Annotated in this window: 19 protein-coding genes; 5 read left to right on the top strand and 14 right to left on the bottom strand. The window is 66.3% G+C overall.

What is annotated here, in order from left to right; genetic code table 11:
• The first annotated feature begins 1 nt into the window (after position 1).
• Both fdhD and ACVMB1_RS06560 read left to right on the top strand, forming a co-directional pair.
• The gene (fdhD, locus tag ACVMB1_RS06565; protein WP_456814166.1) at positions 2-838 is read left to right on the top strand and encodes a formate dehydrogenase accessory sulfurtransferase FdhD; all 837 of its coding nucleotides are present in this window, start codon (positions 2-4) and stop codon (positions 836-838) included.
• The gene (locus tag ACVMB1_RS06560) at positions 822-1,043 is read left to right on the top strand and encodes a formate dehydrogenase subunit delta (protein WP_076833312.1); all 222 of its coding nucleotides are present in this window, start codon (positions 822-824) and stop codon (positions 1,041-1,043) included. Before fdhD ends, ACVMB1_RS06560 begins: the two co-directional genes overlap by 17 nt.
• Positions 1,044-1,206: 163 nt before the next feature.
• Here the strand turns inward: ACVMB1_RS06560 and ACVMB1_RS06555 are convergent, their stop codons facing one another.
• The 11 genes from ACVMB1_RS06555 to ACVMB1_RS06505 all read right to left on the bottom strand — a co-directional run bounded on the left by ACVMB1_RS06555 (position 1,207) and on the right by ACVMB1_RS06505 (position 16,922).
• Positions 1,207-4,164, bottom strand: coding sequence for a bifunctional [glutamine synthetase] adenylyltransferase/[glutamine synthetase]-adenylyl-L-tyrosine phosphorylase (locus ACVMB1_RS06555; protein WP_456814165.1), 2,958 nt, complete (start codon positions 4,162-4,164; stop codon positions 1,207-1,209).
• Positions 4,161-5,615: a sensor histidine kinase gene (locus tag ACVMB1_RS06550; protein WP_057020254.1), complete on the bottom strand. Its 1,455-nt coding sequence runs from the start codon at positions 5,613-5,615 to the stop codon at positions 4,161-4,163. Before ACVMB1_RS06550 ends, ACVMB1_RS06555 begins: the two co-directional genes overlap by 4 nt.
• Positions 5,599-6,279, bottom strand: a complete 681-nt coding sequence (locus ACVMB1_RS06545) for a response regulator transcription factor (protein WP_028331552.1) — start codon at positions 6,277-6,279, stop codon at positions 5,599-5,601. Before ACVMB1_RS06545 ends, ACVMB1_RS06550 begins: the two co-directional genes overlap by 17 nt.
• Before the next feature lie 265 nt (positions 6,280-6,544).
• Positions 6,545-8,131, bottom strand: a complete 1,587-nt coding sequence (locus ACVMB1_RS06540; RefSeq protein WP_057020253.1) for a Do family serine endopeptidase — start codon at positions 8,129-8,131, stop codon at positions 6,545-6,547.
• Positions 8,132-8,302: 171 nt separating this feature from the next.
• On the bottom strand, positions 8,303-8,809 hold the full coding sequence (locus tag ACVMB1_RS06535; RefSeq protein ID WP_456784378.1) for a cytochrome c-type biogenesis protein: 507 nt from the start codon (positions 8,807-8,809) through the stop codon (positions 8,303-8,305).
• On the bottom strand, positions 8,809-10,791 hold the full coding sequence (locus tag ACVMB1_RS06530) for a heme lyase CcmF/NrfE family subunit (protein ID WP_456814164.1): 1,983 nt from the start codon (positions 10,789-10,791) through the stop codon (positions 8,809-8,811). The genes ACVMB1_RS06535 and ACVMB1_RS06530 overlap by 1 nt, the downstream gene beginning before the upstream one ends.
• Positions 10,788-11,285, bottom strand: a complete 498-nt coding sequence (gene ccmE, locus ACVMB1_RS06525; RefSeq protein ID WP_076833296.1) for a cytochrome c maturation protein CcmE — start codon at positions 11,283-11,285, stop codon at positions 10,788-10,790. The genes ACVMB1_RS06530 and ccmE overlap by 4 nt, the downstream gene beginning before the upstream one ends.
• A gap of 47 nt (positions 11,286-11,332) precedes the next feature.
• Complete coding sequence (ccmI, locus tag ACVMB1_RS06520; protein ID WP_456814163.1) at positions 11,333-12,472, bottom strand: c-type cytochrome biogenesis protein CcmI; 1,140 nt, start codon at positions 12,470-12,472, stop codon at positions 11,333-11,335.
• Between the two features lie 366 nt (positions 12,473-12,838).
• Positions 12,839-14,233, bottom strand: coding sequence for a hypothetical protein (locus tag ACVMB1_RS06515; RefSeq protein ID WP_229193578.1), 1,395 nt, complete (start codon positions 14,231-14,233; stop codon positions 12,839-12,841).
• A gap of 357 nt (positions 14,234-14,590) precedes the next feature.
• A complete protein-coding gene (locus ACVMB1_RS06510) occupies positions 14,591-15,967 on the bottom strand; it encodes a sensor histidine kinase (RefSeq protein WP_310884986.1) in 1,377 nt (458 codons plus the stop codon).
• Positions 15,968-16,259: 292 nt separating this feature from the next.
• Positions 16,260-16,922, bottom strand: coding sequence for a response regulator transcription factor (locus ACVMB1_RS06505; protein ID WP_016841655.1), 663 nt, complete (start codon positions 16,920-16,922; stop codon positions 16,260-16,262).
• A 172-nt stretch (positions 16,923-17,094) separates the two neighbouring features.
• On the opposite strand from ACVMB1_RS06505, the gene ACVMB1_RS06500 reads away from it, so the two are divergent.
• A complete protein-coding gene (locus tag ACVMB1_RS06500) occupies positions 17,095-17,694 on the top strand; it encodes a VanZ family protein (protein WP_456814162.1) in 600 nt (199 codons plus the stop codon).
• Between the two features lie 18 nt (positions 17,695-17,712).
• On the opposite strand, the gene ACVMB1_RS06495 is transcribed toward ACVMB1_RS06500, so the two are convergent.
• A complete protein-coding gene (locus ACVMB1_RS06495) occupies positions 17,713-17,946 on the bottom strand; it encodes a hypothetical protein (protein WP_310884988.1) in 234 nt (77 codons plus the stop codon).
• Positions 17,943-19,100: a hypothetical protein gene (locus tag ACVMB1_RS06490; RefSeq protein ID WP_310884989.1), complete on the bottom strand. Its 1,158-nt coding sequence runs from the start codon at positions 19,098-19,100 to the stop codon at positions 17,943-17,945. Before ACVMB1_RS06490 ends, ACVMB1_RS06495 begins: the two co-directional genes overlap by 4 nt.
• Positions 19,101-19,226: 126 nt before the next feature.
• Here ACVMB1_RS06490 and ACVMB1_RS06485 point away from each other — a divergent pair, with 126 nt between their 5' ends.
• The gene (locus ACVMB1_RS06485) at positions 19,227-20,804 is read left to right on the top strand and encodes a hypothetical protein (RefSeq protein ID WP_456814161.1); all 1,578 of its coding nucleotides are present in this window, start codon (positions 19,227-19,229) and stop codon (positions 20,802-20,804) included.
• A 36-nt stretch (positions 20,805-20,840) separates the two neighbouring features.
• The gene (locus ACVMB1_RS06480; RefSeq protein WP_229190050.1) at positions 20,841-21,827 is read left to right on the top strand and encodes a UbiA family prenyltransferase; all 987 of its coding nucleotides are present in this window, start codon (positions 20,841-20,843) and stop codon (positions 21,825-21,827) included.
• 100 nt (positions 21,828-21,927) lie between these two features.
• Here the strand turns inward: ACVMB1_RS06480 and galE are convergent, their stop codons facing one another.
• The gene (gene galE / locus ACVMB1_RS06475; RefSeq protein ID WP_456814160.1) at positions 21,928-22,923 is read right to left on the bottom strand and encodes a UDP-glucose 4-epimerase GalE; all 996 of its coding nucleotides are present in this window, start codon (positions 22,921-22,923) and stop codon (positions 21,928-21,930) included.
• Between the last annotated feature and the right edge of the window lie 409 nt (positions 22,924-23,332).

Here is a 23,332-nt window from a genome sequence, read left to right as displayed (position 1 = left end):
GATGCGCGAGCCCGTCTATCAGGCGAACCGGAAGGTCTGGCGCAACGGCGTCTTCAGCGACGGCGCGCGCCTGATCCCGGAGGAGACGCCGCTCGCGCTGACCTATAATGGCGGCACCTACGCCGTGATGATGGGCTCGCCCGAGGACCTCGGCGATTTCGCCGTGGGCTTCAGCCTGAGCGAAGGCATCGTGCAAGCGGCCGACGAGATCGAGACACTCGACATCGTCGAGCTCGATGACGGCATCGAGCTTCGGATGTGGCTCAGGCCTGACAGGGCCGAGCGGATCGCCGAGCGACGGCGCAACATCGCCGGACCGACCGGCTGCGGCCTGTGCGGACTCGATTCCATCAGCGAGGCAGTCCGGCCGGCCGCGGTGGTACGCGCGGGCCGCGCCTTCTCGCCGCGCGAGATCATGGCGGCGGTGGCGGCGGTGGCGCCGCTGCAGGAGATCAACCACCAGACCCGCGCCGTGCACGCCGCGGCGTTCTGGACGGGCGCGCGCGGCATCGTGGCGCTGCGCGAGGATGTCGGCCGCCACAATGCGCTCGACAAGCTCGCCGGCGCGCTGGTCCGCGACAAGGTCATGGCCAGCGAAGGCATGGTGCTGCTCACCAGCCGCGTTTCGGTCGAAATTGTGCAGAAGACCGCCGCGATCGGCGCGCCGCTGATCGCCGCAGTGTCGGCGCCGACCGCGCTTGCGGTGCGGATGGCGGATGCCGCCGGCATCACGCTCGCCGCGATCGCTCGCGCCGATGGATTTGAAATCTTTACGCATCCGGAACGCGTCACAGGCGCGATGGCCGGCAAGGAGCCCGTTTATGTCGTCGTCGCCTGACAAACTGGTCTATATGGCGAACCAGATCGGAAAATTCTTCCAGAGCCAGGGGCGCGAGCGTGCCGTGCAGGGCATTTCCGAGCACATCTGGAAGTTCTGGGACCCGCGGATGCGCAAGCAGATCTTCGCCCATCTCGACGCCGGCGGCACCGGCCTCGATCCCGACGTCCGCGATGCCTTGCAGAAGTTGAAGCAGCAGGCGTAGCTTTCTGGACTATCATTCCTAGAGGCTGTGAGCGCTCCGCACCGCCGTCATTGCGAGGAGCGATAGCGACGAAGCAATCCACCTCTCCGCTTGCGGAACTGTGGATTGCTTCGCCTCGCTCGCAATGACGTGGATCGAGCGGTGATTGTAGGCGCTACCGCCCCTACCCCACGATCGTGTTGAAGACGCGGCGCACCTCGCTTTGGGTCTCGCGCAGGCGGGCTTCCAGCGCGGAGAAGTCCGGCGTGTCCCCGGCCCGCGCCATTACGCGCAGCAGGTCTTCGCCCGCGGTCTCCGGATTGAACTTGCCGGTGACGCAGAGCCGCAGGATCTGCGTCAGGTCATGATAGAGCCGCGCCGCCGAGCGCAGGATCTCCGCCTCGGACTGGCCGAGCAGGCCGAGCTTGGCGGCATTGTCGAGCACCTGCAGCGTGGAGACGCTGAGGATTTCCGGCTTCACCGCGGCATGCGCGAGCTGGAGATATTGCGCGATGAAATCGATGTCGACGAGCCCGCCGGCGGCGAGCTTGAGATCCCAGACGTCGTCCTCGCCCTTCTCCAGCGCGATCGCGCGCCGCATGTCGGCAACGTCGGCCGCGGTCGACGCCGCATCGCGCGGCCGGGTCAGCACGCTGCGGATGATCGCTTCGATCTTCTCGCGGAATTCCGGCGACGACGAGATCACGCGGGCGCGCGTCAGCGCCATGTGCTCCCAGGTCCACGCCTCGCGCTCCTGGTAGTCGGAGAACGAATCGATCCGCGAGGCGACCGGGCCGGCGCGCCCCGACGGGCGCAGCCGCATGTCGACCTCATAGAGCACGCCGTAATTGGTCCGGGTCGTGAAGGCGCTGATCAGGCGCTGGGTGAAGCGGGCAAAATACTGCGCGCCATGCAGCGAGCGCTCGCCGTCGGAGTCCGGCGCCTCGCTATCGAAATCGTACAGCAGGATCAAATCGAGGTCGGAGGACGCCGTCATCTCGCGGCTGCCGAGCCGCCCCATCGCGACGATCGCGGTCTCCTGCCCATTGATCCGGCCATATTGCGCGGCGAACTGGTCGGTGACGAGGCCGTGCACGGTGTGGACGATCCCCTCGGCCACATCGGCAAAGGCGGTGCTGGCGTGCTGCGCCGATACCGTGCCGGACAGGATCCGCGTGCCGATCAGGAACAGGCTCTCCTGGCCGAACAATCTCAGACGATCGAGAAAATCCTCGTAGGACGACGCATCCTGCAGCGTGGCGGCCAGCCGCTCCGACAGTTCCTTCTTGTCCGGCATCGCGCCGAAGAAGCGCGGATCGACCAGGCCGTCCATGATCTGCGGCTGCCGCGCCAGCATGTCGCCGAGCCGCGGTGCCGCGCCGAGGATCAGCGCCACCAGCGCGACGAAGTCGCGGTTCTGGCTGAGCAGCGAGATCAGCCGGCCGCCCCGCTGCAGCGCGCCGAGGAAACGGTCGAACGCCGCCACCGCATCGTCAGGCTCCTCGGCATGCGCGAGGCCGTCGATCAGGCCGGGAATGAATTCCAGGAACGCGGCGCGCGTCGCCTCGACGCGCAGCGCGCGATAGTCGCCCTCGATCCATTGCTGCACGGTGCCGGCAACCGCAATGGGCTTCTTGAAGCCGAGATTGGCGAGATGTTCGATCAGGCGGGCGTCCTCAGGTCCGGCGCCGTAGTCGATATCCGGCAGCTTTGCGGTGCCGGTCGGATCGTCGCCCTCGAACAGCTTGCCATAGTGGTTCTGCACGATCTTGAGCTGGCCGAGCAGGTCTCTGGCGAAGGCCTCGCGATTTTCGTAGCCGAAGAAATGCGCAAAGCGCTCGACATCCTCAGGCGCTTCGGGCAGCGAATGGGTCTGCTCGTCGGCGATCATCTGCAGCCGGTGCTCGACCCGGCGCAGGAATTCATAGGCCGTCGTCAATTCGTCGCGCGCTTCAAAGGTGATCCAGTTGCTGTTGGCGAGCACGTTGAGCGCCTCCAGCGTCGGCCGCACCCGCAACTCCGGATGGCGGCCGCCAGCGATCAGCTGCTGGGTCTGGGCGAAGAACTCGATCTCGCGGATGCCGCCGCGGCCGACCTTGACGTTATGGCCCTCGACCGAGATCTCGCTCTGGCCGCGATAGGTCTGCATCTGCCGCTTCATGTCGTGGACATCGGCAAGCGCGGCAAAATCCAGATGCTTGCGCCAGACAAAGGGCGCGAGCTCGGCGATCAGCGCCTCGCCGGCCTTGGGATCGCCGGCGCAGGGCCGCGCCTTGATCATCGCAGCACGCTCCCAGGTGCGTCCCTCGCGTTCGTAATAATGCAACGCCGCGTCGGTCGAGATCGCGACCTGGGTCGAGGCCGGGTCCGGACGCAGCCTGAGATCGACCCGGAACACATAGCCGTCGCCCGAGCGCTGCTGTAGCATCCGCGCCATCGCCTGGGTGACGCGCACGAAGAACGGCTGCGGCTCAATGTCCTCGGCGAGCGAGGTGGCCGCGCGATCGAAGAACACGATCAGGTCGATGTCGCTGGAATAGTTCAGCTCGCCGGCCCCCATCTTGCCCATCGCGAGCACGATCAGGCCCGAACCTGCTTCGGGGTGATCGGGATCGGCCGCGGTCATCCGGCCGCGGGCCACTTCCTGCCGGAACAGATATCGCAGCGCCGATTGCACCGAATTCACCGCGATGTCGGTCAGCGCCGCCGTCACCCGCATCACCGGCCAGACGCCGCCGATGTCGCACAGCGCGATAATCAGCGCGGCCTCCGCCTTCATGCGGCGAAGCAGAACCATCACGTCGGCCTCGCTGCCGGCGGCGAGCACCTCGCGCGACGTCGTCTCGATCAGGTTGGCCAGATGCGACTCCGGGTCGCATGACAGGATCCGGATCAGCCGCGCGGCGTCGGCACGCGCGAGCTCGAACAAATAGGGCGAGAACTCGGCGATGCCGCGCAGGATGTCGCGTGCGAACGGATGTTCAAGCAGCGCATTGAGCGCGGCCAATTGCGCCGGCTCGAGCTCGGCGAACCAGTCGGTCAGGCGCTGATCGGCGGATGTGGGCGCGGCGACACGCGGTCCGTCCGCGAACCGCGCGGCCAGACGATGTCGATCCGCGTTTCCCGGCGCGGCGGCATTCATGCCGCCTTCTGTGGCACATCCTGCGTTTGAGCCGCAAGCCTGTCACTGCCGCCCGCCCGCGCGGGCAGCACCAGGGTGGCGACCAGCCCCGGATGGGCATCGCCGAGCCTGAGCTCGCCGCCATGAAGCGTGGCGACCGCCGAGGCCAGGCTGAGGCCGAGACCGGAACCGGGTAAGGTCCGGCTCGCCTCGAGCCGGACGAAGCGCTCGACCGCGTGCTTGCGGTCGGCCTCGGGAATGCCCGGACCGTGGTCGGTGACGCTGAGCAGGACCTGGTCGCCCTCGCGCCGCGCCTCGATCAGGATCTCCCGCGCATCCGCATTGAGCGGCTGCACGCTGACGTCGGGCTTGCCGTATTTGATGGCATTCTCGACCAGGTTGGCGACGGCCTGGCTGATCAATTCGCGGTTGCCGTGAATCGGCGCCGGCACGGTCTTCACCTGCAGCGTCATGCCGTCGTCCTCGGCCAGCGGCTCGTACAGCTCATGGATGCCGTTGGCGACATCGGCGCCGTCGAAATCGTCCATGTTGCCGCGCGCCTGGCCGGACTCGGCACGCGCAATCATCAACAGGGCGTTGAAGGTGCGGATCAGCCCGTCGGATTCCTCGATGGTCCGCTCCAGCGCCGCGCGATAGTCGGCCTCGCAGCCCGACCGCGCCAGCGCCTCCTCGGCGCGGTTGCGCAGCCGCGTCAGCGGCGTCTTGAGGTCATGGGCGATGTTGTCGGAGACCTCCTTCAGCCCCGTCATCAGCGCCTCGATGCGCTCGAGCATGGCATTGAGATTTTCCGCCAGGCGATCGAGCTCGTCGCCGCTGCGGCCGACCGGCAGCCGGCCGGACAGATCGCCCGCCATGATGCGCTTGGTGGTGCCGGTCATGGCGTCGATCCGGTGCAGCACGCGGCGGGCGACGAAGATGCCGCCGCCAATGCCGAGCACGACGACGACGAGGATCGACCATTGCGCGGCCTTGGCGACGATGCCGAACAGCCGCCGCCGCTCCTCGAGGTCGCGCCCGACCAGCAGGCGGAAGCCGTTCTCCATCTCGGTGACCTTCACGAGCGCGCGGTGATCGGTCTTGTCCTGGTCGTCGAGCCGGCGATAGGCGGTCTCGGTCCAGCCCTGCACGCTCATCACGCCCGGTGCCAGCGCGCCGACATTGCCGGCGAGCATCTGCCCGTTCGGCGCCGTCACCAGATAGAGGTTGGCACCCGGCCGCAGCGCACGATTGCCCATGGTGCCCAGCAGGCCGCGCAGGCCGCGGCGGTTGTAGATGTCGGTGATCTCGCTGATCTCGACGTTGACCGTCGTCGTGATCTGCTCGGTGATCAGCCGCCGCGTGTTCCAGGCGAAGTAAGCCAGCAGCGAGGCGGCGAACAGCGCGAACAGGAACAGGTAGACCAGCGTCAGCCGAAACGCCGTGGTCCGGATCAGTTTACCGAATGCCGTCACGGATCATATACCCCGCACCGCGGATGGTATGCAGCAGCGGCCGTTCAAAACCCTTATCGATCTTGGAGCGCAGCCGCGAGATGTGGACGTCGATGACGTTGGTCTGCGGATCGAAATGATAATCCCAGACATTCTCGAGCAGCATGGTGCGTGTCACCACCTGCCCGGCATGCTTCATGAGATATTCGAGCAGGCGGAACTCGCGCGGCTGCAAGGTCAGCTCGTCCTTGCCGCGGGCGACGCGATGGGAAAGCCGATCGAGCTCGAGGTCGCCGACCCGGTAGGTCGTCTCCTCGGCCGGGCCGACATTGCGCCGCGACAGCACCTCGACGCGCGCGAGCAGCTCGGCGAAGGAATAGGGTTTCGGCAGGTAGTCGTCGCCGCCGGCGCGCAGGCCCTTGATGCGGTCATCGACCTGGCCGAGCGCCGAGAGGATCAGCACCGGCGTCCGGTTGCCCTTGTCCCGCAGGCTGCCGATCAGCGACAGGCCGTCACGCTTCGGCAGCATGCGATCCACAACCAGCACGTCGTAGTCGCCGGACTCGGCCATCGACAGCCCTTCCTCGCCATCGGAAGCGAGATCGGCGATATAGCCGACTTCGCGGAATGCCTTGACCAGATAGTCGGCTGACTCACGGTCGTCTTCGATGATCAGGATGCGCATTTGCGGAGCGATTGCGGTCACGGGAATTGGCCCTCTGTCAGCATGACGCGGCCGGCCTGCACATGCAAGACGACCGCGCATATTCTCGATTGCTTGAAAAAAGTGGGCGGTGAAGCTGGGGGACCTCACCGCCCTGAGACCTTCCGACAGAGGGGGGCATATTCCATCGAAAGGCAACGTAGGGAGCGAGCAAGGGGCCCGCCCCCCGGAAAGCGCCGTCGGCGGGGGCGACTGATGCCGGCGACGCCTTCCAACTCATAGATAGTTATCCCTTCGCCAGCGGCACTGCCACAAAGCGCGACGAACCGCCGCTCTTCACGCGCATGAGAACGCTGTTCTTGCTGTCATTGCGCGCCGCGGTGATCGCATCTCGCACTTCACCGGCGGTGCCGACGGACTTGCCGGCGACCTCGAGGATCACGTCGCCTTCCTTGAAGCCCCGCTCAGCGGCAGCACTCTTGGGATCGACTTCGGTCACGACCACGCCGTCCTTGCCGGCGCCGGCCACGCTGTTGGCGGGCGCGACGGTGAGGCCGAGCTTCGGCACGTCGGTGCCGCGGGACGAGTTGCCCTTGTCGCTCTTGTCGGTGTCCGCCTTGGCTTCCAGGTTGTTCGGCAGCTGGCCGAGCGTGAGGTTGACGGTCTTGTCCTGACCCTTGTGCAGTACGTTCAGCTTCACGGCGTTGCCGGGCGCGAGGCCACCGATGGTGCGGGCGAGTTCGCGCGCATCCTTCACCGGCTCGCCATTGACGGCGGTGATGACGTCACCGGATTCGATGCCGGCCTTGGCCGCGGGGCCGTTGGCCTGCGGTTCGGCAACCAGCGCGCCTTCGGCCTTTTTCATGCCGAGGCTGTCGGCGATGTCGGAGGTCACCGGCTGGATCTGGACGCCGATCCAGCCACGGCTGACCGCGCCCTTGTCCTTCAGCTGGGCGACGACGCTCTTGACGGTCTGGGCCGGGATCGAGAACGCGATGCCGACGCTGCCGCCGGACGGCGAGTAGATCGCCGTGTTGACGCCCATCACCTCACCGGACACGTCGAACGCCGGGCCACCCGAATTGCCTTTGTTCACGGGCGCATCGATCTGGATGAAATCGTCATACGGGCCGTTGCCGATGTCGCGGCCGGAGGCCGAGACGATGCCCGCGGTCACGGTGCCGCCGAGGCCGAACGGATTGCCGACCGCCAGCACCCAGTCGCCAATGCGCGGCTTGGTTTCGGAAAGCTTGGCAAACTGGAAGTTGGAGCCGCCCTCGACCTTGATCAGCGCAAGGTCGGTGCGCGGATCGGTGCCGATCACCTTGGCGGAATAGGTCTTGCCGTCGTCGGTGGTGACTTCGACCTTGTCGGCGCCGTCGACGACGTGATTGTTGGTCACGGCAAAGCCGTCAGCCGAGATGAAGAAGCCGGAACCCTGGCCCGTCACCACGCCACCGCCGCGCGGTCCACCGCGCAGGCCCGGGGGCAAGCCATCCGGACCGCCGAAGCGGCGGAAGAAGCGCTCCATCGGCGAACCCGGCTGGAACGGCGAATCGTCATTGTTGTTGCTGTCATCCTTCGCGACCTTCTCGCGAATGTTGACCTTGACCGAGATCACCGACGGTTTCACGCGCTCGACGATGTCGGCAAATCCGACCGGCTGCTGAACCTTCTTGACCTCGTTATTGACCTGCGCATGCGCGGGCGTCGTGAACAGGTCGGCGGGGTTGTGCGAGGGGCTGAAGCCGTAGGTGGCGGCACCGAGGCCGGCCACGACCGACGCCATCAGCGCGAGTTTGCGGGCAGAGAACAGCGAGCGCTTCGGCGCCTTGTAGGATGGAAGGGTCGAGAGGTCGGGACGGTCGGTCATGTCTTGAAATCTCCAGGGGCCAGAATCATTGGTGCCGGGGCAAGCACCTGATGGGTCTGAACATGGGGTCATCAGCCTTACGGCGCGCTGGCTGCGGAATTAAACTTTTGTAATCGAGGCGGCCGCCGCTGCGGCAGAATAGCGCAGGTAAATAAAGGACTTAAAAGGGAACTAAAGCGGCTTGTCCGGCGCGGATTCCGCCGCCAGCAGGCGTTCCAGCCGCGCCTGCTCGTCGGACGTCAGTCCAGGGGCGGAATCGCCCCCGCCGGCGGCCGGATTTGCCTTGCGCCGGCCGAGCCGCCAGAGCGCCAAGCCGCCCAGCAGCAGCGCCAGCGGCGGGGTCAGCCACAGCAGCAGCGTGTGCTCGTTGAGGCGCGGCTTCAGCAGCACGAATTCGCCGTAGCGCGCCACCAGGAAATCGATCACCTGGCCGTCACTGTCGCCGGCCGAGATGCGTTCACGCACCAAGAGACGCAGGTCGCGCGCCAGCGGCGCCTCCGAATCGTCGATCGACTGGTTCTGGCAGACCATGCAGCGCAGCTCCTTGGAGAGCTCGCGCGCCCTCGCCTCCTTGGCCGGGTCCGCCATGACCTCGTCGGGCAGCACCGCCCGGGCCGGCGTCGCACCGAGCATCAGGACCGCGGCAAGCACGGCGGCTGCAAGCGCGCGCGACCGCATCACTCGGCCGCCTGCAATGCACGCGCCGCTTTCGCCGGCTTCGGCGCGCCGACCCGCAAGCGGCGGTCGGACAGCGACAGCAGACCACCGAACGCCATCAGCACCGGGCCCCACCAGATCATCAGCACCAGCGGCTTGTGATAGATGCGCACCGCGATCGCGCCGTCGGCCGAGGTATCGCCGAGCGAGATGTAGAGCTGGCTGGCGCCGCGCGTCATCAGCGCGGCCTCGGTCGTCGAGGCGCCGCGCGTCGTGAAGTTGCGCTTCGACGGCGTCATCACGCTGACCTTCTCGCCGTCACGCGTCACGGTGAATTGCGCGACCATCTCGCGGAAGTTCGGACCCTGCCGTGGGTTCAGGCCGTCGAGCCGCAACTGGTAGCCGGCGACACGGGCGACGTCGTCGGGCTTCATCGCGCCGATATATTCGCTGTTCCAGGTGGTCTCGCAGACGATCCCGATCAGCGCGACGCCGAGACCGGCATGCGCGAAGGCGGTGCCCCAGGTCGCGCGCGGCAACCCGCGCGCGCGGCGCAGCGAGAGCGACAGCGGAATCCGGAACAGCGCGATGCGCTCGGCGAGATCGCACAGCGCGCCCATGATGACGAACACCGCCAGCCCGATCGCGAGCGGCGCCAAGGTCGCGCCGCCATAGGTCCACGCCAACACCAGCGCCATCGCAACCAGCGCGACGATGCCGGCCACCATCAGCCGCTGCGCTGCGCCGAGCAGATCGCTGCGCTTCCAGGCTAGCAGCGGCCCGAACGGCACCGCGAGCAGCAGCGGCACGAACAGCGGCGCGAAGGTGAAATTGAAGAACGGCGCTCCGACCGAGATCTTCTCGCCGGTCAGCACCTCTAGCGCCAGCGGATACAGCGTGCCGATGAACACGGTCGCGCAGGCGGTGGTGAGCAGCAGATTGTTGAGCACCAGCGCGCCTTCGCGCGAGATCGGCGCGAACAGCCCGCCCTGCTTCAGCGCCGGCGCGCGCCAGGCGTATAGCGACAGGCTGCCGCCGATGAAGACGAACAGGATCAGCAGGATGAACACGCCGCGTGTCGGATCGGTCGCGAAGGCATGGACCGAGGTCAGCACGCCGGAGCGCACCAGGAAGGTGCCGAGCAGCGACAGCGAGAAGGTCAGGATCGACAGCAGGACGGTCCAGACCTTCAGCGCATTGCGCTTCTCCATCACCAGCGCCGAATGCAGCAGCGCGGTGCCGGCAAGCCACGGCATCAGCGAGGCGTTCTCGACCGGATCCCAGAACCACCAGCCGCCCCAGCCGAGCTCGTAATAGGCCCAGTAGGAGCCCATGGCGATGCCGAGCGTCAGGAAGATCCACGCCATCAGCGTCCACGGCCGCACCCAGCGCGCCCAGGCGGCGTCGATCCGTCCCTCGAGCAGCGCCGCCACCGCGAACGAGAACGAGATCGAGAAGCCGACATAACCGAGATAGAGCATCGGCGGATGCACCGCGAGGCCGATATCCTGCAGCACCGGATTGAGGTCGCGTCCCTCCAGCGGCGGATTGGCGATGCGCAGGAACGGGTTCGAGGTGATCAGGATGAACAGATAGAACGCGCTGGCGACCCAGGCCTGCACCGCCAGCACATGCGCGCGCAGCGACAGCGGCAGATTGTTGCCGAAGGCAGCGACGAGGCCGCCGAACAGCGCCAGGATCGACACCCACAGCAGCATCGATCCTTCATGGTTTCCCCACACGCCGGTGATCTTGTAGAGCAGCGGCTTCAGCGAGTGCGAATTCTCGTAGACATTGGCGACCGAGAAATCCGAGGTGACGTGCAGCGTCACCAGCGCCGCGAACGACGCCGCGACGAACAGCAACTGGGCGAGCGCGGTCGAACGCGCGACGTTCATCAGCGCCGCATCGCGCCAGCGCGCGCCGACGATCGGCACGATGGACTGGATCAGCGCCAGCCCGAGCGCGAGCACCAGGGCGTAATGTCCACTTTCGGCAATCACCGCACGGCTCCCTGGGTCGGCGCCGCGGAGGCGCTCGGCGTATTGCCCGGCTTGGCACCGTAATCGTCCTTCCAGTGCCCCTGCTTCTTCAGGGCGTCGGCGACATCCTTCGGCATGTAGGTCTCGTCATGCTTGGCGAGCACGGTGTCGGCGCGGAACACGCCATCAGCGTCGAGCGCGCCTTCGGCAACCACGCCCTGCCCCTCGCGGAACAGATCCGGCAGGATGCCCTTGTAGGCGACCGGCAGCGTCGCGCCGCCATCGCCGACGGTGAAGGTCACGGCGAGATTATCGCCGCGCTTGAGCGAGCCCTGCTCCACCAGGCCACCGAGCCGGAAACGCTTGCCCGGACCGAGATGCTTTTCGGCGACCATCGACGGCGTCGAGAAGAACACGATGGAATCGCGCAGCGCGTTCAGCACCAGGCCCGCGGCGATCGCGAGCACGACGAGCGCGCAGCCGATCAGTGTCAAACGCCGTTGCTTCCTGGTCATGTTCCATCCTTGCGCATGACGTTCTCCGCACTTTTCGGCGTCATGCTCTATCCATCCAGCCCGAGATTCTTCAGCCCCTCATTGAGCTGACGCAACCGATCCGCATCGTTGGCGACCGCCTGACGGGCATCCGCGAGCGCGCTCATCGCCTTGTCGCGCTCGCCCATCACGAGATAGGCGCGGACCAGCCGCAGCCAGCCCTCGACGTCGTCGCCATTGGTCTTCAGCCGCGTCGCCAGCCGATCGACCATGCCTTTGATCATGGTGCCGCGATCGGCCTCGCTCATGTCCCTGGCCGCAGCCACCGCACTGTCCGGCAGCGCCGGTGCGCTCACGCCACCGGGTGCGCTGACGCCGCCGGGCACGCTTCCGCCCACCCGCACCAGCGCGGCCTGTACCAGCGGCAGCCACGGCGCGTCCGCCGGCGCCTTCGCCAGCATCTTCTGCCAGAGCGCAGCGGCATCAGCCTTGCGGCCGTCCTGCTCGGCGGCGAGACCGAGGAAATAGTTCGCCTTTGCATCGTCGCCGTTCAGCGCGACCGCGCGCTCGAATTCCGCCTTGGCGTCCGCGGTGACGACGCCGCCGGCAGTCCCCATCAGCGCCTCGCCGAGGTCGGCGCGGCGATCGGCGCTGTCGCCGGCATAGGTGATGGCGTTGCGATAGGCGCGGACGGCGTCATCGTAGCGGCCGAGGCGCGACAGCACCGGCGCCAGCACCGTCCAGCCGCGGCCGTCGGTCGGGTTCTTTTCAAGGTGCGCCTCGACCTGCGCGACCAGATTGGCGAGCGGCTGGTTGGCGTCGGCCACCCGGCCGCGCTCGGCGAGCGGAAAGTCGCCAAGCCGCGGCGAGCCGAGCGCGAGATAGAAGCTCGAGGCAATCACCGGCAATCCGACCAGGCCGACGATCGCGGCCGTGCGCCGCAGATTGAGGCTGCCCTGCACCGGGGTCTCACGTCCGATCTGATCGGCGGCGGCCAGCAGCCGGCGGCTGATCTCGACCCGCGCGGCGTCGGCCTCGGCGGCGCCGATGATGCCGGCGGCCATGTCGCGGTCGATTTCAGCGAGCTGGTCGCGGTAGACCACGACCTCGCTGCCACCGGTATCCGCGCGCCCGCGGCGGCTGAGCGGCCACAGCACGGCAAAGATCGCCGCGACCGTCATCAGCGCGAACACAAACCACAGCGTCATCAAGCGGTTCCCGGATGGAACGGCGGCTTCCGGCAAGCCGCCTTAGAATCGCTTTACACTACCGGCGGCGAGCCCGGCAATTGACAATTGCTGGATCGGAGGAAGGTCAAAATCAGGCGGTTTCCGGTGCCGTTCCGGCGGTATTGCGCCGGCGTCTCCGGGCGAAGGCGTGCACGACCAAAATATCGAAAACAACCCCATGCAAAGTAGCCGGCGGGCGGCCGTCGGTGCTCGATTGACGGTTGACACGTCGGGCAACTCAGTGCCACACTTCCATTATTCCGAAATAGCGCAAATGCCTATCATCCCGCCGTGGCGGGGCTCGTCGGCTTACCGTCGAACCTGCTCGCGAATTGCGCGGTCTCGCTACCCCGCGCGCGACGACTTGCGCTCGCCGGTCACGGCGTTTTCGGCGGCCCGGTTCATCAGGGAGGCGTAGTCGTGGCCGAACAGCACCTCGCAGAAGCGGATCGCGGCCTTGACCTGCTGCTGGCGGAACGTCCGGACCCGGGCGTCGCCGCCGCGCAGCGACTGCACCAGCCCTTCGGTCGACTGCTCGACATAATGTTGCAGGTCGGAGAAAGTCCGCAGCGTCACCTCGTTGATGGCGAGCTCGCTGGCATAGGTGCGGCACACCGCGACGAAATCGATCAGTGCCGCGGCATCCTCGACCTCGGTCGCATCGATCTTGGCCCCTGCCGTAATGTCCTTGTCGGCGCGCTGGCGCAGGATGCGGCGGACCCGGCCCGGCACGCTGTCGATCTCCGATTGCAGCGCGTTGGAAGTATCGGCGCGGACCGAGGTGAGCTGGCGGCCCCAGGTGGAATCGTTGCGCAGATCGAGCTCGGTGCGCAGGCCGCGGACGCCGTCATGCAGGGTCTTGAGCTGCTCGCCGACATAATCGAAATGCCCGCGCCTGATGTCGGTGCGCAGGCAGGCCGCGACGAACGACAAATCATGCAGCGCGATGGTGACCGCGATGCCGTAAGGCGTCGCCGCAACCCGCAGTTCGTCGTCGGAGGCCGCCATCTTGATGGCGAGACGGATGATCTGCCATGGCGCGGCGAGCCGCTGCGCAATCAATGACAGCGCAAACGGCAGCAGTTGCGGCGTCTGCAACGACGGCAGCTTGAGCGCCTCCATCGCGGAGGCGATCTGGGAATCGGCAAACACCCGGATCTGGCTCGGCAGCCGGCTTCCCAGGGTTTCCAGCGCTTCGCGGGCCTGCAGAACGAGGCCGATCGGCAGCAGGTCCTCGACCACGTTTGGCGGGCCGACCCGCGACAGCGCGCGCTGGCGGTCGTCCTGGCTCGGCGCCGCGATCTTGAGGATGGCGTCCGCGGCGGCAAGCTGGAACTTGCGCGCGGCGGCCTCCATCGGACCGCTCTCCGTGGCCGCGGCCAACGCCGCCTCGAACGCGCGAGCCGCTTCGGGCGCGCCCTCGCGGGCCAGCCATTGCCAGATCGGCAGCAGCGAGGCGCGCCGGATCTGGCCCGCTCGCGTCGGGAAATTGGTCTCGGCGAGGAACGGCTCGAGCGGCCGGAACAGGAGCCGCGCCGGGTCGTCGCTGCGCGGCTGGATCTGCTCGTCCTCCTCGGCCCCGCGCACGATCTTGCGCAGCTGCTCGAGGACCAGATTGGCGACGGCGACGTCGTCGCCGCGTTCGACGGCGCGCTCCAGCTCGCGCATCAGCAGCGCCTGCGATTGCGGCGGAAGCTGCGCGAGATAATCCCTCAGCCGCTCGGTCGATTTCTGGCTCATGCCCGGTCGTGAAAGCTTGGTGCCCGGCAAGCGCCGCAGCCCGTCCGCCCGCAATGATAGCGGCGGGCGTGTTAAGAAGCCGTTTAGGAAGAATAGCGGCGTCGATCCTCCCAAGGCAGACTAGAGCGAGATGGGTTTAGGTCGGATAGCGACCGCGGCGGCGCTGCGCTCCCTCGCCCCGTTCTTACGGGGAGGGGGTTGGGGTGAGGGGCCGCCTCCGCGTATCGGGTGATAGCTGCGTTTACGGAGACTCCCCCTCACCCGGAACGCATCTAACGATGCGTTCCGACCTCTCCCCGCGCGCGGGGCGAGGTGAAGCGGAATCCGCCGCTCGATTCAGAGTAAAGTCATCTTGTGCTACACCGCCGGCAGCGTGAGCTTGGCCCGCAGGCCGCCGATCGGCGCGTTGTTCAGGGTGAGATTGCCGCCGTAGAGGCCGGCGAGATCGGTCACGATCGACAGGCCGAGACCGGAGCCTGGTTTTGACTCGTCGAGCCGCTGGCCGCGCCGCGACACCTGGGCACGCTCGGCTTCCGACAGGCCGCGCCCGTCGTCGTCGACCACAATGCGCAGCCTCGGCCCGGCGCCCGAGGCCTCGGGCGGGACCACGGTCACCTCGACGAACACCTGCGAAGCCGCCCATTTGCAGGCGTTGTCGACGAGATTGCCGACCATCTCCTCGAGGTCCTGCCGCTCGCCGCGAAACCGTGCCGCCGGATCGGCGTTCGCCTCGATCGAGAGGTCGCGATCGCGATGGATCTTCTCCATGGTCCGGCGCAGCGCCTCGATCACAGGTGCGACGTCGGTGATGGTGCTGACGATGGTGGCACGGGCGGCGATCCGCGCCCGCTCGAGATGGTGCGCGACCTGGTCCCGCATCAGATCGGCCTGCTCCAGCACCTTGCTGGCGAAAGGATCGGCGGTATGCGCGGCCGCCTCGTTCACGATCACCGAGAGCGGCGTCTTGATCGCATGGGCGAGATTGCCGACATGGGTGCGCGAGCGCTCGACGATCTCCCGGTTGGCATCGATCAGCGCATTGGTCTCGCGCGCCAGCGGTGCGATCTCGACCGGAAACCGGCCCTCCAGCCGCTCGGCGCGGCCGGAGCGGATGTCGGCGATCGCATCCGAAATGCGCTTGAGCGGCGCGAGGCCGTAGCGCACCTGGAAGACCGTGGTCAGCAGCAGCACGACGCCGAGCGCGGCGAAGGTGCCGCCGAGATAATAGTCGAAGCTGCGGGTCTCATCGAAGATCTCGGTGGCATCGCCGGCGACGCTGACCAGGAACTTGCCGTCGGCACCGAGATCGACCGGCCGCTCCACCACGCGCAGGCTCTGGCCTTCGGGCCCGTCGACATAGCCGAGCCGGACCCCGGCAGCGGTCAGCTCGGCGCCGTGCTCCTCGAGCTTGGGCAGCTTCTTATCCCACAGCGAGCGCGAGGCGCGGGTCTCGCCCTTTTCGGTATCGGTCCGGGTGATCTGCCAGTACCAGCCCGACAATGGAAGGTCGAACAGCGGCTCGCCCAGCGACTGGAACTGGCGGTCCGCCGGCTCGTCCGGCGTCGCCACCTCGGCGATCAGGGTGCGCAGATAGAGATTGAGCCGCCGGTCGAAGGCGCGCTCGGTCGCGTCGCGATAGACTGACGACAGGATGACGCCCGTGATCGCCAGGATCACCACCACCCAGGCGGTCGCCGAGACGAACAGGCGTGTCGCGAGCGAGCTGCCGCCCATCAGGGCACGAGCTCGAACATCGCGTCAGCGGGCCGTGACAAGGCGAGTTCAGACATGGCGAATCCAGTCCTCCTGGCGCGGATCATGCCAATGCCCGCATCGCGATCAAGCACCTTAAGAGCATGATCCGATTGAATAGGACATGTTCTTATCCCATTGTTTGGTCCGCGCTTTCTTCACGCGAACGAACCGGCATCCACTTCGCTCGAAAATGCTTCAAGAGCATGATCTCCGCGCAAACGCTTCGCGTTTGTCGCAGGGAAAACCGCTGCGCACTTTTCCGGATCATGCTCTAGGTCGGCGGCGAAAGCATGTAGCCGAGGCCGCGCACGGTCTGGATGATATCGACTTCCAGCTTCTTGCGAATGCGCCCGACGAACACCTCGATCGTGTTGGAGTCGCGGTCGAAGTCCTGGTCGTAGAGATGCTCGACCAGTTCGGTGCGCGAGACCACCCGCCCGGTGTGGTGCATCAGATAGTCGAGCAGATTGTACTCGTGCGAGGTCAGCTTGATCGGATTGCCGTTGACGGTGACCCGCTTGGTCCGGGTGTTCAGCGCCACCGGCCCGCAGTTCAGTTCGACCTGGGCATGCCCGGTCGCGCGGCGCAGCAGCGCGCGGATCCGCGCCAGCACCTCCTCGAGGTGGAAGGGCTTGGCGACATAGTCGTCGGCGCCGGCGTCGAAGCCCTGAACCTTGTCGCTCCAGCGATCTCGTGCGGTGAGGATCAGCACCGGCATCACCCGCTTGTTCCGCCGCCAGGCCTCGAGCACCGAGATACCGTCCATTTTCGGCAGGCCGATATCCAGCACCACCGCGTCGTACGGCTCGCTATCACCAAGGAAATGCCCCTCCTCGCCGTCGAACGCGCGATCGACCACATAGCCGGCGTCCGTCAGCGCGGTGGTGAGCTGGCGGTTTAGATCCGGATCATCCTCAACGACGAGCAGACGCACTTTGGCCTCCGAGAGTGAGCATTACGACATTCCGGCACCAAATGAGGCTTCCCGCCGTGAACGGCTTATGAATGGACCCGCAAGGCGCCGCTAATTTTTTCGTCAGGTGCACCATCCGGGGAACCCGCGCAAGCACCCCTGGTTCCCTCCATGAGATGCGCGCGAAGTGAGATTGGGTTTCAGTTTAAGGTATCTTACTACCATAAACTTGAAAGCGATTGTTGCTGGCAACCTTCCGGCGGACCGGCGCGCGGACAACATGTCGGGTCATTTGCAGTCGATCGGCAAGTTAACCTTCGACGACCATTTTCATGTCGCTGACACCGGCGATGCGCTAATTCAACCGCGGTGCGCCCAGCGCATATGGACCGGGAAGAACGCGTTGCTTGTTTCAAAGATACGGAGGTTCGGCGTGATTGCAGGCTGGCTTGCGCTTGCGTTCATCGCCTTCGTGACGCTGTCGCCGATCCAGGACCGTCCCTCGCTATTCCATCCGCAGATCGAGCATTTTGCTGCGTTCGCCGTGATGGCGCTGGCCTTCGTGCTGGGCTACCCGCGGCGCACCGCGCTGATCGTGCTCCTTGTCATCTTCAGCGCGTTCACGCTCGAAGCAATGCAATTCCTGACACCGGACCGTCACGGCCGCCTGATCGACGCGATCGTCAAGGTGGCGGGAGGTCTCGTCGGCATCGGCGTCGGTCGCTTCATGCTACTCGTGCTGCGCAACCAGCTCGGCCGGCTGAGGTCGGACGTGGAGCAGTCCGCGAACTGAGCATTCGGCGCACTGCGCTCAATCGCGCTTCGGCGCTTCCGCCGACTTCGTGTCGTCTTGCACCATGCATTGCTGAAAGAAATGCAGCCGATCGCCATTCATCGGCACGGCCCCCGGTCGCTTGTAGGGGTAGACGATGTAGGCCGCGCGCAGGCAGCGTTTTGCGGTCTCGGCGGCGGGTGCGGCGACGGCGGCACGCGATGCCAGCAGGAGCGCCAGCACGACGCTGAACCGGAGGGACACCCCGCTCACGGTTTCTCGCATTCCGAGTAGAACACGCCATTCGCAGCCGCCAGCCGCTGCAGGCAATGCCGCCTGTCGGTGACCGCGCCTTCGACGGTGAAATCGTAGGCCTGCGCCTTCAGGATCAACGCGTAGCGTCCCGGCGGCAGCGGCACGTCGTCGCGCGGCAGGACCTCGAACATCTGCGGATCGTCCTTGAGCGGCGCCGCGCGGAACGGGATCGAGATGTTGCGGATCACCCAGATGTCGTCGCCCGGCGAGACCACCGGCTTGCCGGTCGCGTCGAACGTGGTCTGCTGGCTCACATGCGCGATCAGACGCACATCGATCGGGTCGGAGGCGCCGCCAGCACCCTCGCGCCGGAACACGATGAAGCGGAGATGTCCGTCAGGCAGCGTGGTCTCGCTCGGCCTGGTGATCGCCGCCGAGATCGCCACCCGCGGATCCGGCGCACGCCCCTGGATCAGCTGCAGCTCGTAGAGCTTGCCGCCGCTCTCGGCGTAGACGCCATAGGCGGTCGGCAATGGCCGTTTCGGCGGCGGCGGCGCGGCGGCCGCAGCGGCCGGCGCCGGGACGGCCGCGACCACCGCCGGCCTTTGGGTTTCAGGCGGCGCCGATGCCATCGTGCCGGCAATCATCGCGCGGGCCGCGGCCAATGACACGCCGCGTTGCTGCAGCAGGACAACGGCCGCGATCAGCCCGAAGAACGCCAGCATGAGAACGTAACGCAGCGGCGCCGACGACGACCATCGCGGACCGCGCGCCACCGCAGGCTCGACGCGATCGAGGGTCGTGACAAAGGCCGCCTCGGCATCGATCCGGGGCGGGGCCTCGATCCGCCGTGCAGCGCCCGCCGCCTCGAGGAATGCGGGCAGCGCCCGCGCCGGCGGCACCTCGAATTTCTCGATCACATTGCTCTTGGTGTGCGCTTCGACGCCTTCGATCGCCACTTCCAGCGCCTGCATCAGACGCTGCTTTTCCGCCGGATCCTCGTGCGCAAGCTGCTGCAGCTTCTGCCGCGCGAGCTCGTAGACCGCGCTGCGCAGCTGCTGCGGGTCGGCGCTCACGGAATCGATGGTTCGCGCCAGCACCAGCGCGAACTCCACCTCGGGGTGCGCAGGACCGATGTCCCTGACCGTTCTCTGGGCCGGCGTCGGCGTCATAAATGTTAGTCTGGTTCGCCCATAATGTTACAACATTCTATGTGGATTTTACTGTTAACACAAACCACCAGGCCGGCAGATGACGCCCCGGTTTGACCGTCCCGATCCGAGCAGCAGCAGGATTCATTGACCCGTTCTCTGCCCATCCTGGACCAGTGGTTGTTCGCGCCCAAGCGGGACCGCCGATCCTGGCCGGACGTCCTGCTCCTCGCGGGATGGGTCGCGCTGGTCGGCTTCCAGATCGGCCGTCACGTGATGTGGCGCGACGAGGTCCGGGCGCTCACCATTGCCCGGAACGGCGACGATCCGGTCGCCATGCTGAGAGGGTTGCATGGCGAGGGCCACCCTGCCCTCTGGTACCTTCTGTTGCGCGGCGTGCATGCCGTATTCGATCGGGTCGAGGTGCTGCCCGCCGTCGCCCTCATGGTCGGGCTCATCACGGTCGCACTGCTGATCTTCCGGTCGCCATTCCCGCGGCCGTTGGTCCTGCTGCTGATCACGAGCCATGCGCTGTTGTTTGAATATGTCGTGATGGCGAGGAATTACGGCATCTCGGCCCTGTTCCTGTTCGCGATCGCGGCCTGCTATCGGGCCCACCGCGACCGTGGTTTGCTGCTCGGCGCGCTGCTGTTCCTGCTCGCCAACACCAACGTCGTCGGCGCGATCATGGCCGGCGCATTCCTCCTGTTCTGGCTGCTCGACCTGCTCGAGACCCGAGGGAGCCGTGACTGGCGCTGGTCGCCGCAACTCACCAATTTCGCGATCAATGCAACGATAACGACGATTGGCGTCGTGATCTGCGCGGTGACGATGCTGCCGACCTATAATGACGCCGCGGCCCGGGACTGGTCGCACGAGTCACCACTCGCGGCGGCAATCCTGTCCCTGGTGAACCCTGGCGCGACGTCGCTGGGCGCGCTGTTTGCCAATCTGCTGCCGGGGGTCGCGGGATCGGTGCTGCTGTTCGGCGCGACGCTCGGGCTCTTGCCGCGGCGACCGGCGTTTCTCGCCGCCATCGCCGCCCTGTTGCTGACGTCGTTGTTCTTCGCCGTCGCCGCCAACGGTGCCTACCGACATGCCGCGGTCTGGCTGAGCTTCCTGATCGCGCTTTACTGGATCGGCTGGAGCCGGGTCACCGCGCCATCCGGCTCTCGCGCATGGCTCGACCGGCGCTTGCCGGCGATCGGACGCGGGTCGCTGCTGCTGGTGCTCGCGATCCAGACCGCCGCCGGCATCAACGATTTGCGCAACGCGGTGACCGGCGTGGTCGCAAGCCGCAGCGCCGATCTCGGCCGCCTGATCGCCTCGCGCGCCGATCTCACCAATGCAGTGATCCTCGCCGAGCCGGAATGGCTGGTCGAGGCGCTGCCCTACTACGTCAAGAACCGGATCTATCTCGCGCGCGACCATAAATTCGGCAGCGTCGTGATCTTCTCGCGCAAGGGCAAGATGGACAGCGATCTCGGCGAGACCCTGCGCCTTGGCCGCGAGCTTCGCGACACGACCCGCGCGCCCGTCATCATCCTGCTGGCCTACCGGCTCGACGAGATCACGCCCGACCGGACCTACGACGAAGGCAAGGACTGGCGGACGTTCCGTGCCTCAGCGGCGCAGATCCGCGATTTCCGCGAAGCGACCACGATGCTGCGCCGCTTCGGCCCCGCCAAGACCGACGAGAGTTTCGACGTCTACCTCCTCAACTAGGCGATCGATCAACGACGACAGAAAAAGGACCGCGCGATGGCGCTGATGGACAGCAAGGTCGAAGCCGGCAAGCCGCCGGCCGCAAGCATCGGGCAGTATCTTTCCATCCTGCGGCTCGATCACAGCACCAAGCACATCTTCATCGTTCCCGGGATTGTCCTTGCCTGGCTGTTGCGCGGCCCGAGAGGCGAGCATATCGCAAGCGCTATCGTCCTCGGCCTTGTGGCCGCGATCTGCATCGCGTCGGCCAATTATGTGATCAATGAATGGTTCGACCGCGACTTCGACCGGCATCACCCGACCAAATCGCAGCGCTCCGCGGTGCAGAGCGCGATGGACGGCAAGATCATCGGGCTAGAGTGGCTGCTGCTGGTCGCGCTCGGCCTCGTCTGCGCATCTGCGAGCAGCCGCCTGATGCTGTTCGCAACCGGCATCTTCGCCGTGCAGGGCATCGTCTACAATGTCCCGCCGCTCCGGAGCAAGGACAAGGCCTATTTCGACGTCATCTCGGAATCCGTCAACAATCCGCTGCGGCTGTTGATCGGCTGGGCGATGATCGATCCGACCTCGCTGCCGCCGGGCTCGGTGATCCTGTGCTACTGGTTTGGCGGCGCGTTCCTGATGGCGGCCAAGCGGCTGTCCGAATATCGCGAGATTGCCGCGTCCCATGGCAAGGAGCTTCTGGCGCGCTACCGCGCTAGCTTCGCGCACTATACCGAGGTGTCGCTGACGGCCTCGTGCCTCAGCTATTCGCTGTTCTCGGTGTTCTTCCTCTCGGTGTTCCTGGTGAAGTACCGTATCGAGTATGTCCTGGCGATGCCGCTGGTGGTGATGCTGTTCACCACCTACTTCTCGATGTCGACGTCGCCGGGGTCGTCGGCGCAGAAGCCCGAGAAGCTCTATGGCGAGCGCGGCCTGATGCTGCTCGTGCTGGCGCTGGTCGCCGTCTTCCTGGTGGCAAGCCTTGTCGACATGCCGTTCCTCGCGCGGCTGGCCGAACAGCACTACATCACATTGAACTGAGCCTCTCGCGGCTTGATCGTTATTTGAGCATGATCTCCGCGCAAACGCGTTCCGCGTTTGTCGCGAGGGAAAACCGCTTCGCACTTTTCCGGATCATGCTCTACCGCCGGCGCGGATGCGCCTTCTGATGCCAGGCCCAGGCCGAGCGAATGATGTAGCCGAGATCGGACCGGCTGGCCTTGAAGCCGAGGCCGCGCTCCGACCTGGAGGGATCGGCCACCAGGATCGGCGGATCGCCGGCCCGGCGCTCGCGCACCACGCTCGGCACCGCTTCACCGGTCTCGGCGCGGATCGCGTCGAGCACCTGGCGCACCGAATAGCCGGTGCCGGTGCCGAGATTGAACACGCCGCCGGCGTCGCCACTCAGCAGCAGCTCGAGCGCCGCGATATGGGCGCTCGCGAGGTCATCGACATGGATGTAGTCGCGCACCGCGGTGCCGTCAGGCGTGTCATAGTCTTCGCCGAAGATGGCAAAGTCCGGCACGTGCCCCAGCAGCGCCATCAGCGCGCGCGGAATCAAATGCGTCTCGGGATCGCGGAGTTCGCCGATGGTGACGGAGGCGTCGGCGCCGCAGGCATTGAAATAGCGCAGACAGACCGAGTTGAACCGATAGGCCGCGCGGTAGTCGGCCAGGATCTGCTCGATCATGAATTTGGAGCGGCCGTAGGGATTGACGGTCGGACCTGCGGCACTCTCGGGAATTGGATCGCGGCCGGCGTTGCCGTAGACCGCGCCGGTGCTGGAGAACACCAGGCGGTCGCAACCCGCCTCCCGCATGCCGCGCAGCAGGCCGAGCGTGCCGGCAACGTTATTGGTGAAATATTTCTGCGGATCCGCCACGGACTCGCCGACCGCACTGAACGCGGCGAAATGCATCACGGCGAGCGCGTTGTGGTAGCGGATGGTGGCGGCGATCTTGTCATGGTCGGCGACGTCGCCGATCACGAGCGGTCCCCATCGCACGAAATCGCGGTGACCGGTGGACAAATTGTCGTAGACCACCGGCAGAAATCCGGCCTCGGCAACCACCTTGGCGCAATGGGATCCGATATATCCCGCGCCACCCGTGATCAGGATTGAACCCCTGCTCGCCATCTGAAAATTTCGCCCTGCGCGAACCAATCCCGCGCCTCAACCGGCGCAGTGATCGCATCGGTACGACATTCCGTCCGAGGCGGCAAAATGACGATGGGAATAGCGTTAAGACTGAACGGATTTGCAGCCGAAGCGACGGTCAGCGCGACCCCAGCGGCACGTTGGTCCGTTGACCGACCGGCGGCCCGTGCCGCGACGCTCTGCCATAGGGGTAAGCCGGTGTTGCCGGCGGGACCGGCTGGGTCGCCTGCGGCCGCGATGTCGGAACACCACCGCCCGGTCCATCGATCGAATAGCGTGTTGTGCCCTGCGTGGTCTGCCCGGTGCCCTGTGCAAGCACCGGTGTGGCTAGGGCGACGACCAGCGTCGCTGTTGTGACAAGGCCGGCCAGCTTCATGTCGATGCCTCG

Source organism: Bradyrhizobium sp. USDA 4504 (genome assembly GCF_054063995.1).
Note: the sequence above shows the minus strand (reverse complement) of the source record. Positions and strands in the feature narration are given on the sequence as shown.